This window comes from Burkholderia territorii (assembly GCF_902833055.1).
In the GTDB taxonomy this organism is placed as follows: domain Bacteria; phylum Pseudomonadota; class Gammaproteobacteria; order Burkholderiales; family Burkholderiaceae; genus Burkholderia; species Burkholderia territorii.
In genome coordinates, this window is the sequence record NZ_CADFEJ010000006.1 from 67,097 (window position 1) to 81,098 (window position 14,002).

Annotated in this window: 15 protein-coding genes; 7 read left to right on the forward strand and 8 right to left on the reverse strand. The window is 68.8% G+C overall.

Translation table 11 applies throughout. From position 1 onward, the window contains the following. Positions 1-106: 106 nt before the first annotated feature. The gene (locus tag HW466_RS13995) at positions 107-790 is read right to left on the reverse strand and encodes a Vgb family protein (RefSeq protein WP_151007321.1); all 684 of its coding nucleotides are present in this window, start codon (positions 788-790) and stop codon (positions 107-109) included. A 30-nt stretch (positions 791-820) separates the two neighbouring features. Continuing rightward, the gene (locus HW466_RS14000; RefSeq protein ID WP_174905919.1) at positions 821-2,041 is read right to left on the reverse strand and encodes a helix-turn-helix domain-containing protein; all 1,221 of its coding nucleotides are present in this window, start codon (positions 2,039-2,041) and stop codon (positions 821-823) included. Between the two features lie 113 nt (positions 2,042-2,154). Between HW466_RS14000 and HW466_RS14005 the strand changes: the two genes are divergently transcribed. From HW466_RS14005 to guaA, 6 genes are all read left to right on the forward strand, one after another. After that, the gene (locus HW466_RS14005) at positions 2,155-2,919 is read left to right on the forward strand and encodes a DUF899 domain-containing protein (RefSeq protein WP_174905920.1); all 765 of its coding nucleotides are present in this window, start codon (positions 2,155-2,157) and stop codon (positions 2,917-2,919) included. A 30-nt stretch (positions 2,920-2,949) separates the two neighbouring features. Further along, positions 2,950-3,777: a DUF2182 domain-containing protein gene (locus HW466_RS14010; protein WP_174905921.1), complete on the forward strand. Its 828-nt coding sequence runs from the start codon at positions 2,950-2,952 to the stop codon at positions 3,775-3,777. Between the two features lie 85 nt (positions 3,778-3,862). After that, complete coding sequence (locus HW466_RS14015) at positions 3,863-4,000, forward strand: hypothetical protein (RefSeq protein WP_170296757.1); 138 nt, start codon at positions 3,863-3,865, stop codon at positions 3,998-4,000. A gap of 51 nt (positions 4,001-4,051) precedes the next feature. After that, complete coding sequence (gene guaB / locus HW466_RS14020; RefSeq protein ID WP_034207642.1) at positions 4,052-5,512, forward strand: IMP dehydrogenase; 1,461 nt, start codon at positions 4,052-4,054, stop codon at positions 5,510-5,512. A gap of 6 nt (positions 5,513-5,518) precedes the next feature. Then, positions 5,519-6,109: a hypothetical protein gene (locus tag HW466_RS14025; protein ID WP_176316085.1), complete on the forward strand. Its 591-nt coding sequence runs from the start codon at positions 5,519-5,521 to the stop codon at positions 6,107-6,109. 107 nt (positions 6,110-6,216) lie between these two features. After that, complete coding sequence (gene guaA, locus HW466_RS14030; RefSeq protein WP_059449999.1) at positions 6,217-7,836, forward strand: glutamine-hydrolyzing GMP synthase; 1,620 nt, start codon at positions 6,217-6,219, stop codon at positions 7,834-7,836. A 243-nt stretch (positions 7,837-8,079) separates the two neighbouring features. Here the strand turns inward: guaA and HW466_RS14035 are convergent, their stop codons facing one another. The 6 genes from HW466_RS14035 to HW466_RS14060 are packed head-to-tail and all read right to left on the reverse strand — an operon-like array spanning position 8,080 to position 12,450. Then, on the reverse strand, positions 8,080-8,421 hold the full coding sequence (locus HW466_RS14035; protein ID WP_151006638.1) for a gamma-butyrobetaine hydroxylase-like domain-containing protein: 342 nt from the start codon (positions 8,419-8,421) through the stop codon (positions 8,080-8,082). After that, complete coding sequence (locus tag HW466_RS14040) at positions 8,418-9,413, reverse strand: HEAT repeat domain-containing protein (protein WP_174905744.1); 996 nt, start codon at positions 9,411-9,413, stop codon at positions 8,418-8,420. Before HW466_RS14040 ends, HW466_RS14035 begins: the two co-directional genes overlap by 4 nt. Further along, on the reverse strand, positions 9,410-9,643 hold the full coding sequence (locus tag HW466_RS14045) for a hypothetical protein (RefSeq protein WP_174905743.1): 234 nt from the start codon (positions 9,641-9,643) through the stop codon (positions 9,410-9,412). Before HW466_RS14045 ends, HW466_RS14040 begins: the two co-directional genes overlap by 4 nt. 37 nt (positions 9,644-9,680) lie before the next feature. Continuing rightward, positions 9,681-9,926, reverse strand: a complete 246-nt coding sequence (locus HW466_RS14050) for a 4Fe-4S dicluster domain-containing protein (protein WP_006755644.1) — start codon at positions 9,924-9,926, stop codon at positions 9,681-9,683. Positions 9,927-9,943: 17 nt separating this feature from the next. Beyond that, positions 9,944-11,683: a fumarate reductase/succinate dehydrogenase flavoprotein subunit gene (locus HW466_RS14055; protein WP_151006433.1), complete on the reverse strand. Its 1,740-nt coding sequence runs from the start codon at positions 11,681-11,683 to the stop codon at positions 9,944-9,946. Continuing rightward, positions 11,680-12,450 (reverse strand): GntR family transcriptional regulator, encoded by a 771-nt coding sequence (locus HW466_RS14060; protein ID WP_059503248.1) that lies wholly within the window; start codon positions 12,448-12,450, stop codon positions 11,680-11,682. The genes HW466_RS14055 and HW466_RS14060 overlap by 4 nt, the downstream gene beginning before the upstream one ends. Positions 12,451-12,753: 303 nt before the next feature. Here HW466_RS14060 and HW466_RS14065 point away from each other — a divergent pair, with 303 nt between their 5' ends. Beyond that, positions 12,754-13,965 carry an MFS transporter gene (locus HW466_RS14065; protein WP_174905742.1) on the forward strand — a complete coding sequence of 404 codons (1,212 nt, stop codon included), beginning with the start codon at positions 12,754-12,756 and terminating at the stop codon, positions 13,963-13,965. Positions 13,966-14,002: the final 37 nt, after the last annotated feature.

The window sequence follows — 14,002 nt, forward strand, 5'->3', positions numbered from 1 at the left end:
GCGCGGGCACGGCTCGGGATCGGCGGCGCGAGGCCGGGGCATCGCGATTCGCCGCGGTGTTTGCCGCGGATCGCGGCGGGCCGGGCGGCCCGTCGATGATCGGCGATCAGCGCTCGACCGGCTCGGTTGCCGTCGCACCGTCGCCTTGCGCGCGTGTTCGCGCGGGGCGGCGCACGGCGCGCAGCTTGCCGCTGTTGCCGCCGCCGCAATAGAACAGGTCGCGACCGTCGGATTCCAGCCCCGACACGCCGACACCCGGCGGCATGTCGACCTGTTCGAGTACCTGCCCCGTGCGCGGGTCGATCCGCCGCAGCGCGCTCTCGTCCGCTTCCCAGGTGCCGTGCCAAAGCTCGCCGTCGACCCAGGTCACGCCGGTGACGAAGCGGTTCGATTCGATCGTGCGCAGCACGGCGCCCGATTGCGGATCGACCTGATGAATCTTGCGCTCGCGATACTGGCCGACCCACAGCGTGCCTTCGGCCCACGCGAGCCCGGAATCCGCGCCGCCGCCAGGCGCGGGGATCGTCGCGAGCACGCGGCCCGAATCGGGATCGATCTTCTCGATGCGGTCCTCGACGATCTGGAACAGATGACGCCCGTCGAACGCGGTGCCCGCGTGCGCGGCGACGTCGAGGGCGCGCACGGTCGTGCCGCGTGCCGGGTCGAGCGCGTTCAGCTTGTCGCCGGACGCGAACCAGACGCGCTGCCCGTCGAACGTGACGCCGTGCACGCCGTCGACGCCCGGAAACGGGCCGTATTCGCGGATGATGTCTGCGGTGGAGCGTTTCATGTCCGTCACCTCGTCGTTGGTGTGCCCATCCTAATCGCCCGGCAGCGGCGCGGGGAGTAACAAGGTCGTCGCGAATCCGGGCAGCGGCGGCGTCATCCAGCGGCGCGCGCGCCCGAGCCCGAGCGCCTGCACCTTGTCCGCTTCGGCGAGCGCGTCGAGCGCCCGCTGCACGGTGCGCTGGCTCGCGCCGAGCGCGAGCGCCAGCGCGGAACTCGACCATGCCTCGCCGTCCGCGAGCAGTGCGAGCACGGCCGCGTGGCGATCGTCGAGCGGACGCGCGAGCACGACGGTCTCGCGCAGGCCGAGCGGCTCGAGCGCGAAGCCGCGTGGCGTCGCGGTGACGTTCGCGAGCGGGCGCAGCATCGCGCGCAAGCGGCCGATCTCGACGCGCAGGCGCGCGCGATGCGATTCGTCCGCGTGTCTCGCGCGAAACGCCGCGGCGACGAGCGCGTTTCTCGATACGTCGCCGGGCCACGCCTCGCCCAGCGCGCGGGCGAGCACGAACAGCACCGGGCGGCGCGCGAGCGACACGGTCGTGCGTGCGTCGCGTACCGTGTGGCGACATGCATCGACGACCAGCGCGTTCGATGCCAGCAGCGCCTCGACCTCGTCGAGCAGCACGAGCCGCGACGTGCCGCGTGCGATGAGTCGCGCGGCCGGCGTATCGAGCATGCGCGCGGCCGTCTCGACTTCGGCCGTCAGCGCGGCAATGCCGGCGTCCCGGGCGGCCGCGCGGGCACGGGCCAGTGCCGCGCGCGCGAAGTGCGGCCGGATGCGGCGCATCGCGATGCCGGCCGCGATCAGTTCGTGGGCCGCGCGCGACGCCGCCGGCAGCGGCGCGGGATCGAGGTTCGCGAGCTGCCGCTCCGCATCGTCGACGTGTCCGATCAGCAGCAGCCGGCGCACGCCGAGATAGCGTGCATGCGCGGCGTTCGCGCGATCGCCGTGTGCATCGAGCGTCGCGCAGGCGGCTTCGAGATCGCGCGACGGCCAGCCGAGGTCGCGAGACGCGAGCGCGATTTCGGCTTCCGCGACGACGCAGCGGGCCCGCGCGACGGCTTCCTTCGCGCCGAACGCGCGTGCCGCGCTGCGCACGAGCGCCCGCGCGCGCTCGAAATCGCCGAGCTGCGCCATCGCGATGCCACGCAACGCGAGCGCCGGCGCGTCGTCGCGCAGCGCGACGCGGTTCAGCGCGCCGAGCGGGTCGCCTGCCGCGAGCGCCCGCGCGGCCGCCGTGATCAGCGAATCCATCCGAATCCCGACACAGTTGTCACTCCCTTCGGTCCGAGGCCCGGCCCTAATCTAGCACCACGCACATGGCAGACGCGCCGTGTCCCGATATCCATCGAAAGGAGGAACCTGCAATGACGAGCCATCTCACCGGCACGCGCGCCGAATGGCTGACCGCGCGGCGCGCGCTGCTCGATGCGGAAAAGACGTTGACGCGGCAGAGCGACGAACTCGCGCGGCGGCGTCAGGCACTGCCGTGGGTGCGGGTCGACAAGGCTTACCGGTTCGACACCGAGGACGGTCCCGCGACGCTCGACGACCTGTTCGGCGGCCGCTCGCAACTGCTCGTCTATCACTTCATGTTCGGCCCCGACTACAAGGCCGGCTGCCCGTCGTGCTCGGCGCTTGCCGACGGTTTCGACGGCTTTGCGATCCATCTGGCGAACCACGACGTGACGCTCATGGCGGTGTCGCGCGCGCCGCTCGCGAAGCTGCTCGCGTACCGGCAGCGGATGGGCTGGCATTTTCCGTGGGCGTCGTCGGACGGCGGCGAGTTCAATTTCGACTTCAACGTGTCGTTCACCGAAACGCAGCAACGCACCGGCGACGTCGAATACAACTATGCGCGCGCCGGTCACGCGATGGACATGGACCCGCCGCCGGCGGCCGTCGCGCAGTTCGCGGCGACCTGCGGCACCGACGCGGCCACGTACGCCCGCGACCGGCCGGGGATGAGCGCGTTCGTGCGCGAGGACGGCGTGGTCTATCACACGTATTCGACGTACGCACGCGGGCTCGACGGGCTGTGGGGGATGTATCAGTGGCTCGATCGCGCGCCGCTCGGGCGCAACGAGACGGGCGTGTGGTGGCGCCGCCATGACGAATACGCGCGCGGTTGAACGCCGGCCGGCACGCGGCGGGCGCGGACCATGAACGCTGCGACGAAACCGGCTGCGCGCGGCAATGCGGGCGATGGCCGGCGGCTATTCGGCGCCGCGCTCGTCGCGGTATTGGGTGCCGCCATCTGGGCGACGCTCGTGCAGCACGCATCGATGGATGCGATGGGCGGCATGCCGATGCCGGGCGGCTGGACGCTGTCGGCCGGATGGCTCGCGCCGTGCGGATGGCGGGCAGGGCGCGCGTTCGCCGCGTTCGCTCGCATGTGGGGCGCGATGACAGTGACGATGATGCTGCCGGTCCTGGCACCGGTGCTCTGGCGATACCGGCAGTGCCTCGGCCCGGTGGGCGCCGCGCGCGCGGCATGGTTGGTCGCGCTCGTGAGCGCCGGGTATTTCACGGTGTGGATGGCGCTCGGCGCGCTGGTGTTTCCGGGCGGTACCGCATTGGCGGCGGTGGCCGTGCGGCTGCCCGCGCTTGCCGCCGCAATGCCGTTCGCGGCCGGCGCGGTCGTGCTCGGCGCGGGCATGCTGCAGTTTTCCGGCTGGAAGGCGCGCCGGCTCGCTGGTTGCCGGCATGCATCGGACGATGCATGCGAGCGGCGGCCGGGCGCCGCGGCCGCGATCGCGTGGCGGTGCGGCGTGCGGACCGCGCTCCATTGCGGCGCTTGCTGCGGGAACCTGATGGCCGTTGCGCTGGCGGCCGGCATGATGGATCTGCGCGTGATGGCCGCCGTGACCGTGGCGATCGCCGCCGAGCGGCTGGCGCCGGCCGGCGAACGCGTCGCGCGGATCGTCGGCGGCCTCGCGGTCGGCGCCGGCGCGGCGATGATCGTGTGCGCCGCGGCCGGGCTGGTCTAGCGCGTTGGCGGCAGGCCGCGCGTTTCCGGAGGGCAGGCCGAGGCCTCGCCGGCAGGTCCGGCATCGTGCGGCCGGGACGCGCCGTTTGGCCGATTCCGGCCGGCTGCGCGAATGGGTCGATGCGGAGGTGAAACGAAAGGCGATCGAAAACGAACCGAACGACGATCCGAACGATTCGGCCCCCGGCCGCTTGAAAACGCCTAACCCGTTGTTCGTGTTGTGAAAATTCGCAGCGCTTCGCGTATAATTCGCTTTTGCGCCCATAGGATTTGCCATGCGTCTGATCCAAAAAGCACTCACTTTCGATGATGTGCTCCTCGTTCCCGCCTTCTCCGACGTTCTCCCGCGCGACACCAGCCTGAAAACCAAGCTGACCCGCAACATCTCCCTGAACATGCCGCTCGTGTCCGCCGCGATGGACACGGTCACCGAAGGTCGCCTCGCGATCGCGATGGCGCAGCAGGGTGGTGTGGGTATCGTCCACAAGAACCTCACGCCGGCCGAGCAGGCCCGCGAGGTCGCGAAGGTCAAGCGTTTCGAATCCGGCGTCGTGCGTGACCCGATCACGGTCCCGCCGCAGATGAAGGTGCGCGACGTGATCGCGCTGTCGCGTCAGCATGGCATCTCGGGCTTCCCGGTCGTGGAAGGCCCGCAACTCGTCGGCATCGTCACGAACCGCGACCTGCGTTTCGAGACGCGTCTCGACGAGCCGGTCAAGTCGATCATGACGCCGCGCGAGCGTCTCGTCACGGTCAAGGAAGGCACGCCGCTCGCCGAGGCGAAGGCGCTGATGCACAGCCACCGCCTCGAGCGCGTGCTGGTCGTCAACGACGCGTTCGAACTGCGCGGCCTGATGACCGTCAAGGACATCACCAAGCAGACCGAACACCCGGATGCGTGCAAGGACGAACACGGCAAGCTGCGCGCGGGCGCGGCGGTCGGCGTCGGCCCGGACAACGAAGAGCGCGTCGAGCTGCTGGTGCAGGCCGGCGTCGACGTGATCGTCGTCGATACCGCGCACGGCCACAGCAAGGGCGTGCTCGAGCGCGTGCGCTGGGTTAAGCAGAACTTCCCGCACGTCGAGGTGATCGGCGGCAACATCGCGACGGCAGCCGCCGCGAAGGCGCTCGTCGAATACGGCGCGGATGCGGTCAAGGTCGGCATCGGCCCGGGCTCGATCTGCACGACGCGGATCGTCGCGGGCGTCGGCGTGCCGCAGATCAGCGCGATCGCGAACGTCGCGGAAGCGCTGAAGGGCACCGGCGTGCCGTGCATCGCCGACGGCGGCGTGCGTTTCTCGGGCGACGTGTCGAAGGCCCTCGCGGCCGGCGCGAACGCGGTGATGATGGGCAGCATGTTCGCGGGCACCGAAGAGGCGCCGGGCGACGTGTTCCTGTACCAGGGCCGCCAGTACAAGTCGTACCGCGGCATGGGTTCGGTCGGCGCGATGAAGGACGGCGCGGCAGACCGCTACTTCCAGGACAACTCCGCGAATATCGACAAGCTCGTGCCGGAAGGCATCGAAGGCCGCGTCGCGTACAAGGGTTCGGTCAACGCGATCCTGTTCCAGCTGGTCGGCGGCGTGCGCGCGAGCATGGGCTACTGCGGCTGCCGCACGATCGACGAGCTGCACGAGAAGGCCGAATTCGTCCAGATCACCGCGGCGGGCATGCGCGAGTCGCACGTGCACGACGTGCAGATCACGAAGGAAGCACCGAACTACCACGTGGACTGATCGGCGATGAAACCGTTGCTGCGAGCCGTGCTGATCGTCGATGCGGTGCTGCTGCTGGCGTTCGGCGTGCTGTTCGTGCTGACGCCCTGGCAGGCGCTGTTCAACGCGCTGCAGCTGGCGAACATCCAGCCGGCGATGCTCGGTCAGGCGTTCGGCATCGCGCTGCTCGGCCTCGCGTGGCTCGCGTTTCATGCAGCGGTCAACGGCGATCTCACGGCGCCCGTCGCGCGTGCGGTCGGCCACGTGAACTGGCTGATCGGCGCATTGGCGGTGGTGTGGTCGCTCGGCACCGGCAACGGTCCCGCGCTCGCGGCTGCCGGCCGCGTGCTGTCGGCGATGGCCGGTGTCGCGCTGATCGTGCTCGGTGTCGGCGGCGTACGCCTCGCGTCGGCGGTGCGGCGGCGCGAGAAGGCGCAGGCGCTCGAGGCTCGCGACGCGCAGCGTCCGCCGGCGCCGGCGCCGGCCGCCGCCGCGCAGCAGCGGGTCGAGCCGGTCGTCGGCCGTCCGGCGGCGCCGTCGTCGGCAGCCACGCCGGCCGCATCCGACCGAGTGTCAGGCAGCGTCGCGTTCGACGCCCGCCCGCCGTCGCAGGATTGACCGGCGGTGCGTCGCGCGAGCCGCCCGCCGCCCGACGCCGTTGTCCATGCTATTGACGCAGCGCTTCGTGCGCTGCTTTTCTTATTCTCTTCATCCTGTCCGCAGCCATGCACGACAAAATCCTGATTCTCGACTTCGGTTCGCAAGTCACCCAACTGATCGCGCGCCGCGTGCGCGAAGCGCACGTCTACTGCGAAATCCATCCGAACGACGTGTCCGACGACTTCGTCCGCGAGTTCGCGCCGAAGGCAGTGATCCTGTCGGGCAGCCATGCGAGCACGTACGAAGATCACCAGCTGCGCGCGCCGCAGGCCGTCTGGGATCTCGGTGTGCCCGTGCTCGGCATCTGCTACGGCATGCAGACGATGGCCGTGCAGCTCGGCGGCAAGGTCGAGTGGAGCGACCATCGCGAATTCGGCTACGCGGAAATGCGCGCGCATGGCCATACGCGCCTGCTCGACGGCATCGAGGATTTCCAGACGGCCGAAGGCCACGGGATGCTGAAGGTCTGGATGAGCCACGGCGACAAGGTTGCCGAGCTGCCGCCGGGCTTCTCGCTGATGGCGTCGACGCCGAGCTGCCCGATCGCCGGCATGGCCGACGAGGCGCGCGGCTATTACGCGGTGCAGTTCCACCCGGAAGTCACGCACACGCTGAAGGGCCGCCAGATCATCGAGCGCTTCGTGCTGCAGATCGCCGGCGCGAAGGCCGACTGGATCATGAAGAACCACATCGAGGAAGCCGTCGCGAAGATCCGCGAGCAGGTGGGTGACGAGGAAGTGATTCTCGGCCTGTCGGGCGGTGTCGATTCGAGCGTCGCGGCCGCGCTGATCCATCGCGCGATCGGCGACCAGCTCACCTGCGTGTTCGTCGATCACGGCCTGCTGCGCCTGAACGAAGGCAAGATGGTGCTCGACATGTTCGAGGGCCGCCTGCATGCGAAGGTCGTGCACGTCGACGCGTCCGAGCAGTTCCTCGGCCATCTGGCCGGCGTGACCGATCCGGAGCAGAAGCGCAAGATTATCGGCCGCGAGTTCGTCGAGGTGTTCCAGGCCGAGGCGAAGAAGTTGTCGAAGGCGAAGTGGCTGGCCCAGGGCACGATCTATCCGGACGTGGTCGAGTCCGGCGGCACGAAGACGAAGAAGGCGACGACGATCAAGAGCCACCACAACGTCGGCGGCCTGCCGGAAACGCTCGGTCTGAAGCTGCTCGAGCCGCTGCGCGACCTGTTCAAGGACGAAGTGCGCGAACTGGGCGTCGCGCTCGGCCTGCCGCCGGAAATGGTGTACCGTCATCCGTTCCCGGGCCCGGGCCTCGGCGTGCGGATCCTCGGCGAAGTGAAGCGCGAATACGCGGACTTGCTGCGTCGCGCGGATGCGATCTTCATCGAGGAACTGCGCGGCACGACCGCCACCGCGCAGGACGCGGCAGCGGGGCTGTGCGGCGAGGCCGACGTCGGCAAGACCTGGTACGACCTGACGAGCCAGGCGTTCGCGGTGTTCCTGCCGGTGAAGTCCGTCGGCGTGATGGGCGACGGCCGCACGTACGACTACGTGACGTCGCTGCGCGCGGTGCAGACGACCGACTTCATGACCGCGCACTGGGCACATCTGCCGTACGCGCTGCTCGGCCGTGCATCGAACCGGATCATCAACGAGGTGCGCGGGATCAACCGCGTCGTGTACGACATCTCGGGCAAGCCGCCGGCGACGATCGAGTGGGAATAACGGACGCGGCGAGGCCTGCCTCGCCAGCAGATCGACGCATCGGATGATGCGAACGCCCGGCAGGGAAACCTGCCGGGCGTTTTTTCTGTGCCACGCGAAGATTTGCCGGATTACCGATGATGGATGCTCGTTCCCCGGCGTATCCCGATGCTGCGTTCGAGAGCCGCACGAGCAGCACATCCTGCCCGCTCGGCACGACGCCGATCGCGGCGGGCCCGGCACGCAGCGGTGACGTGTGGCCGGTCAGTTCGAGCGCTGTCGTGAGACCGGCACGGCGAGTGACGCGACGCGGACATCGGTGTCGTCGCGTCCGAGTTCGGCCACATACGGCCACGGGTAGATCCCGCGCGCGTGACCGTCGCCGAACAGCAGGCGGATGCCGTAACCGGCGGCCTCCACGCCGTCCAGCTTCACGCCCGGCGGCGCGGCGACCCGGCCGCCATCGAGCCGGATCTTCCGGCACGCCGCGCATGGGCAGGCGCTGCGCAATCGCACATAGCCGATTCGCTGCATGTCGCCGTCCGGCCAGCGCAGCGTCAATACCTGCGCCGCATGGTCGACGAGGATTTCGGTCGGCGCAATCATCGAGCGTCTGCTTCGATCTGCGCAATGGCGATCCGCACGGCCTTGCGTACTTCGGGATCGCGATCGTTCAGCGCATCGTGCAGCACGGGCAGCGTCGCGGGGTCGCGCAATTCGCCGAGCGCGAGCGCCGCCTCCTTCCGGAGGTTGCTGATCGGATGCGACAGCAGCGGGGCCACGGCCGGAGCTGCGGCGGCGTCGCGCAACTGCCCGAGCGCACGCACGGCGCGCAAGCGAACCTGCCAGTAGTCGTCGTCGAGTGCGGCGACGAGCGGTGCGCGCGCGGTCGCGACCCGTAGCTTGCCGAGCGTCGCGGTCGCTTCCTCGCGCACCTGCCATTCGGTGTCGCGCAATGCCGCGAGCAATGCGGTGACGACGGACGTTTCGTCCGGCGCCGCGAATCCGATCGCGCCCACCGCGACGCGTCGTACGTCCGCATGTGTATCGTTCGTCGCGATGTGTGCGAGCGGCGCCAGCGCGCGCACGTCCTTGAGCCAGCCGAGCACGGCGACGGCCTCCGCGCGCACGGCCGGCGTCGGGGCGTCGAGTGCGCGCAGCGCCGGTGCGAACGCCCTTGGGTCGCGCAGTTCGCGCAAGCCGCGCAGCGCCGCGCCGCACACGAATGGCTCGGCGCGTTCGGCCCAGCGGCACAGCACGGCGCCGGACCCGACATCCTTCAGTTCGGACAGGCTTTGCGCGGCCGTGGCACGCACCTCGGCGTCGGCGTCGAGCAGTGCACGGCATAGCGCATCGACGACATCTGGCTGTTCCCACGCGGCGAGCACGCGTGCGGCTTCGCGGCGCACATCGGCGGACGGATCGGCGTGCAGCGCGGTGACGAAGATCGGCACGAGGCCGGGATCCTCGAGATCGTCGAGCTCGAGCAGCGCAATGCGGCGCACTGATGGGTCAGGCGCGGCCACGCGCGCGATGAGCGAAGCGAGGCCGGGATCGTGCGCGCCCGGCGGCGGGAAGGCAGGGGAAGAAGCGGTCATGGGTAAAAACTCGCAGCAGAAAGGTGACGTGCGATCAGGCTGGCATCGCGCAAGTGTGTGAGGCAGCGACGCTCGATGTCGATGAACGCAGGTTCGATGTTGCTGTCGCAGATACGCGGCCGCGAGCGCGGCACGCGAACGCCGGCGACGCGCACGCGCGACGGGGCGCAGCCGGCGCGAGCGACGCGGCAAACGGCAAACCGGCGCAGCGGTCGTTGGTCGGTTTTCATGTGTCGTGAGTCCGCAAGGCGGGAAGCGACGCACCGGTCAGCGCAGCAGGTACGGGATGTCGACCTTCACTGCGCCGGTCGGGCAGTCGCGCTCGCACGGCATGCAGTACCAGCATTCGTCGAACTGCATGTACGCCTTGCCTTTGGTCACGTCGATCGCGAGCAGGTCGAGCGGGCACACGTCGACGCAGACGGTGCAGCCCTTGTCGGCGATGCAGCGGTCCTCGTCGATCGTCACGGGCGCGCTGCTGCGCAGGAAGATGTCGTGCGGGGTATGGGGCACGGTAAGGCTCCTCGGAGTCAGAGGGCGGCCGCGACGGCGGCCGGTTCGCGGATGCGCAGGTGCGCGTAGGCGCTGCGCTCGTCGTCGGCGAGCGGCACGATGTAAGGCTCGACCGGCCGTTTCTCGCTGCGCATCGTGCCGTCGGCATCCTTGCGCAGCCAGGTATGGCAGAACCATTCGTCGTCGTTGCGATGCGGAAAATCGACGCGGTGGTGGTACAGTCCCCAACGGCTCTCGGTACGGAACAGCGACGCACGCGCGGCCATTTCGGCGCAGTCGCGAATCGCGCGCACCTCCGCCGCTCGCATCAGCTCGTGCGGGTTGTGCGCCTTAAGTTCTTCGGTATCCTCAATAATTCCGTCAAAACGCTGGAGACCGATTTCCATCTTGCGCGTGACCTTCGGCGGTTGCAGATAATCGTTCACCATGCGGCGCAGCTTGTATTCCACCTGTGCCGGCGCGAGGCCGCGTTCGCGCGTGAGCGGTGCGAGCACGCGGGCGCGTTCGGCCGCGACCTGTTCGTCGTCCACCGGCGCGTGATCGCGGCCGGCCACGTCGTCCGCCGCGTTCTGCCCGGCGAACCAGCCGTAGGTAAACGCGCCGAGCATGTAGTTGTGAGGCACGGCCGCCATGTCGCCTGCTGCGTAGAGCCCCGGCACCGTCGTTTCCGCGCGGGCATTCACGTACACGCCGGACGCACTGTGGCCGCTGCACAAGCCGATCTCGGAGATGTGCATCTCGACCATCTGGTGCCGGTAGTCGGTGCCTCGGCCCGCATGGAAGCGGCCGCGGCTCGGCCGCTCGTTCGTGTGCAGGATCTGCTCGATCGTCTGGATGGTTTCTTCCGCGAGATGATCGAGCTTCAGGAACACCGGGCCGTTGCCGCTTTGCAGTTCCTGATGGAACTCCCACATCATCTGGCCGCTCCAGTAGTCGCATTCGATGAAGCGCTCGCCCTTGCCGTTCGCGGTGAAGCCGCCGAGCGGGCCCGTCACGTACGCGCAGGCCGGGCCGTTGTAGTCCTTGATCAGCGGATTGATCTGGAAGCATTCGAGGTTGGCGAGCGCGGCGCCTGCGTGGTACGCCATCGCATAGCCGTCGCCCGCATTGGTCGGGTTCTCGTACGTGCCCATCAGGTAGCCGGATGCCGGCAGCCCGAGACGGCCGGCCGCGCCGCAGCACAGGATCACGGCCTTCGCGCGGATCACGTGAAAATCGGCCGTGCGGCAGTCGAAGCCGAGCACGCCGCTCGCGCGGCCGTGCGCGTCGGTCAGCACCCGCGTTGCGACGATCCGGTTGGTGATCGCGATGCGCGCGCGCTTCAACTGCCGGTACAGCACCTTCTTGATGTCGTGTCCTTCCGGCATCGGCAACACGTACGAACCCATGTGGTGAACCTTCTTCACCGCGTAGTCGCCGGTGCCGTCCTTTTCGAACTTCACGCCCCAGCGATCGAGCTGCTCGATCGTCGCGAAGCTGTGCGCCGCATACGCGTACACGGCTTCCTGATCGACGATCCCGTCGTTGGCGATCGTGATCTCGCGCGTGTACTGCTCGGGCGTCGCGTGGCCGGGAATCACCGCGTTGTTCAGGCCGTCCATGCCCATCGAGATCGCGCCGCTGCGCTTCACGTTGGCCTTCTCCAGCAGCAGCACGCGCAGCGACGGATCGCGTTCCTTCGCCTTGATCGCCGCCATCGGGCCGGCCGTGCCGCCGCCGACCACGACGATGTCGTATTCGAGTATATGAGTGTTCATTGGGGATTCCTTACGGGTTGATGTGTCTTCTGCCGATCGATGCGCAGCCGGTACTGGAAAGCGTCGCCGCGGAAGTACAGGTGTTCGTAGTCGACCGGCATGCCTGACGCGTCGTGCGTGAGCCGTTCGATCCGCAGCACGGGGCTGCTTTCCTCGACGCGCAATGCATCGACGATTTCATCGTCGGCGAGGATCGCGTCGATCGACACGTCGGCGTGGCCGAGCGGCACGCCGCAGTCGTTTTCCAGTATCAGGAAGATGTCGCGGGTCGCGAGATCGGCGCCCGCGAGCCGCTTGCCGAGCGCCTCGGGCACCCACGTCTGCTCGAGCGACACCGGCTCGCGGTTCAGCAGCCGCACGCGGTGGATCTCGACGAGCGGCGCGCCTTCCCGCACGTTCAGTTTCGTCGCGAGATGGCGGTCGGCATTCACGGTGCGAAAGCTGCGCAACTGGTTGACGATCTCGTAACCCATCGACGACATCGCCTCGGCGAAGCCCTGCAGCGATGTCACGTTCTGGAACGCCTTCGGTTTCGACACGAACGTGCCCTTGCCGTGCAGCCTGAACAGCAGGCCTTCCTTCTGCAGGTCGCCGAGCGCCTGGCGCACCGTGATGCGGCTCACGTCGAACATCGCGCAGAGTTCGTGCTCGGACGGCATCCGGCTGTGCGGCGCGTACGAACCGTCGAGGATACGTGCGCGCAGCGTGTCCTTGATCTGCACATAGAGCGGTGCCGCCGACAGCGGCACGACGTTGGATGGGTTCATGGGTCAACTTGTCATGACAAGAGGATTGGAGTGTAGTGAGCGCGCGTGCCTGCCCGAACCAACTATTTCTGATTTCGACTTTCCGATTCCGGGAAAGCGGGGCGGCCGGACGCGGATCGGATCTGCCCCCTTGTCACCCGCTCGAATGGGTCGACAATCGGACATTCGCGTCCGCACGGACCGCGCATGTCGATTTGCCCGCGTCTCGTTCGTCGTATCGATGCCGACCGGATTTGCGATGACGTCCGCAATCCGGTTCCTCATCAATCAATGCCTGACCGACAGAGAGAAAGGAGGTGCCAGATGCGTGATTCGCGCTATCGCTGGGTGATCGTCGCCGCGGGCGGCCTGATGGGCTGCATCGCGATCGGCGCGATGTTTTCGCTGCCGGTGTTCCTGCGGGCCATCGCACGGGACACCGGCTGGTCGATGACCGGCATTTCCGCCGCGATGACGCTCGGCTTCATCGCGATGGCCTTCGCGAGCATCGGCTGGGGTAGCCTGTCGGACCGGATCGGCACGCGTGCGGTGGTCGTGTCGGGCGCCGTCCTGCTGTCGGCGAGCCTGGCGCTTGCGAGTCGCGCGCCGTCGCTGCTCGCGTTCCAGCTGATTTTCGGGCTGGCCGTCGGCAGCGCGACGGCCGCGGTGTTCGCGCCGATGATGGCGTGCGTGACGGGCTGGTTCGACACGCACCGCAGCCTCGCGGTGTCGCTGGTGTCGGCCGGCATGGGCATGGCGCCGATGACGATGTCGCCGCTCGCGGCATGGCTCGTGTCGGGGCACGGCTGGCGTACGTCGATGTTGTTGATTGCCGCGCTCGCGGCCGCCGTGATGATTCCGGCGTCGCTGCTCGTGCGCCGCGCGCCTGCGCTCGACGCGCCGCCTGCGGGGCCGGCGCCGGCCGGCGGGCCCGCGCCGCTGTCGGTCGGCGGCGCGCTGCGTTCGCCGCAGTTCATCGTGTTGTTGCTGACTAACTTCTTCTGCTGCGCGACGCACTCCGGCCCGATTTTCCATACGGTCAGCTACGCGGTGACGTGCGGGATTCCGTTGATCGTCGCGGTGTCGATCTACAGCGTCGAAGGGCTTGCCGGCATGGGCGGGCGCATCGCGTTCGGACTGCTGGGCGACCGCCTCGGCGCGAAGCGCATGCTGGTGGCCGGGCTGCTCGCGCAGGCGCTCGGCGCGCTGGGCTACTACTTCGTGCGCACGCTCGACGGGTTCTACGCGGTCGCGACGCTGTTCGGCTTCATCTATGCGGGCGTGATGCCGCTCTATGCGGTGCTCGCACGCGAAAACTTCCCGCTGCGGATGATGGGCACCGTAATCGGCGGCTGCGCGATGGCCGGCAGTCTCGGGATGGCGGCGGGGCCGGTGGCGGGCGGGTTGATCGTCGACGCACTGGGCGGTTACGGCTGGCTGTACCTCGGATCGTTCGCGATCGGCATCGGGGCGTTCCTCGTCGCGATGATGTTCCGGCCGTTTCCGAAGACCCGGTCGCAAGCGCTCGCCGCGTGACCGGGCAGTCGCGAAACCGCGATTTCGGCCGGAGGAC

What these genes read in the sequence shown, in the direction of transcription:
- HW466_RS13995 (WP_151007321.1), bottom strand. Translation starts at nt 790, where the DNA reads ATGAAACGCTCCACCGCAGACATCATCCGCGAATACGGCCCGTTTCCG.
- HW466_RS14000 (WP_174905919.1), bottom strand. Translation starts at nt 2,041, where the DNA reads ATGGATTCGCTGATCACGGCGGCCGCGCGGGCGCTCGCGGCAGGCGAC.
- HW466_RS14005 (WP_174905920.1), top strand. Translation starts at nt 2,155, where the DNA reads ATGACGAGCCATCTCACCGGCACGCGCGCCGAATGGCTGACCGCGCGG.
- HW466_RS14010 (WP_174905921.1), top strand. Translation starts at nt 2,950, where the DNA reads ATGAACGCTGCGACGAAACCGGCTGCGCGCGGCAATGCGGGCGATGGC.
- guaB (WP_034207642.1), top strand. Translation starts at nt 4,052, where the DNA reads ATGCGTCTGATCCAAAAAGCACTCACTTTCGATGATGTGCTCCTCGTT.
- HW466_RS14025 (WP_176316085.1), top strand. Translation starts at nt 5,519, where the DNA reads ATGAAACCGTTGCTGCGAGCCGTGCTGATCGTCGATGCGGTGCTGCTG.
- guaA (WP_059449999.1), top strand. Translation starts at nt 6,217, where the DNA reads ATGCACGACAAAATCCTGATTCTCGACTTCGGTTCGCAAGTCACCCAA.
- HW466_RS14035 (WP_151006638.1), bottom strand. Translation starts at nt 8,421, where the DNA reads ATGATTGCGCCGACCGAAATCCTCGTCGACCATGCGGCGCAGGTATTG.
- HW466_RS14040 (WP_174905744.1), bottom strand. Translation starts at nt 9,413, where the DNA reads ATGACCGCTTCTTCCCCTGCCTTCCCGCCGCCGGGCGCGCACGATCCC.
- HW466_RS14045 (WP_174905743.1), bottom strand. Translation starts at nt 9,643, where the DNA reads ATGAAAACCGACCAACGACCGCTGCGCCGGTTTGCCGTTTGCCGCGTC.
- HW466_RS14055 (WP_151006433.1), bottom strand. Translation starts at nt 11,683, where the DNA reads ATGAACACTCATATACTCGAATACGACATCGTCGTGGTCGGCGGCGGC.
- HW466_RS14060 (WP_059503248.1), bottom strand. Translation starts at nt 12,450, where the DNA reads ATGAACCCATCCAACGTCGTGCCGCTGTCGGCGGCACCGCTCTATGTG.
- HW466_RS14065 (WP_174905742.1), top strand. Translation starts at nt 12,754, where the DNA reads ATGCGTGATTCGCGCTATCGCTGGGTGATCGTCGCCGCGGGCGGCCTG.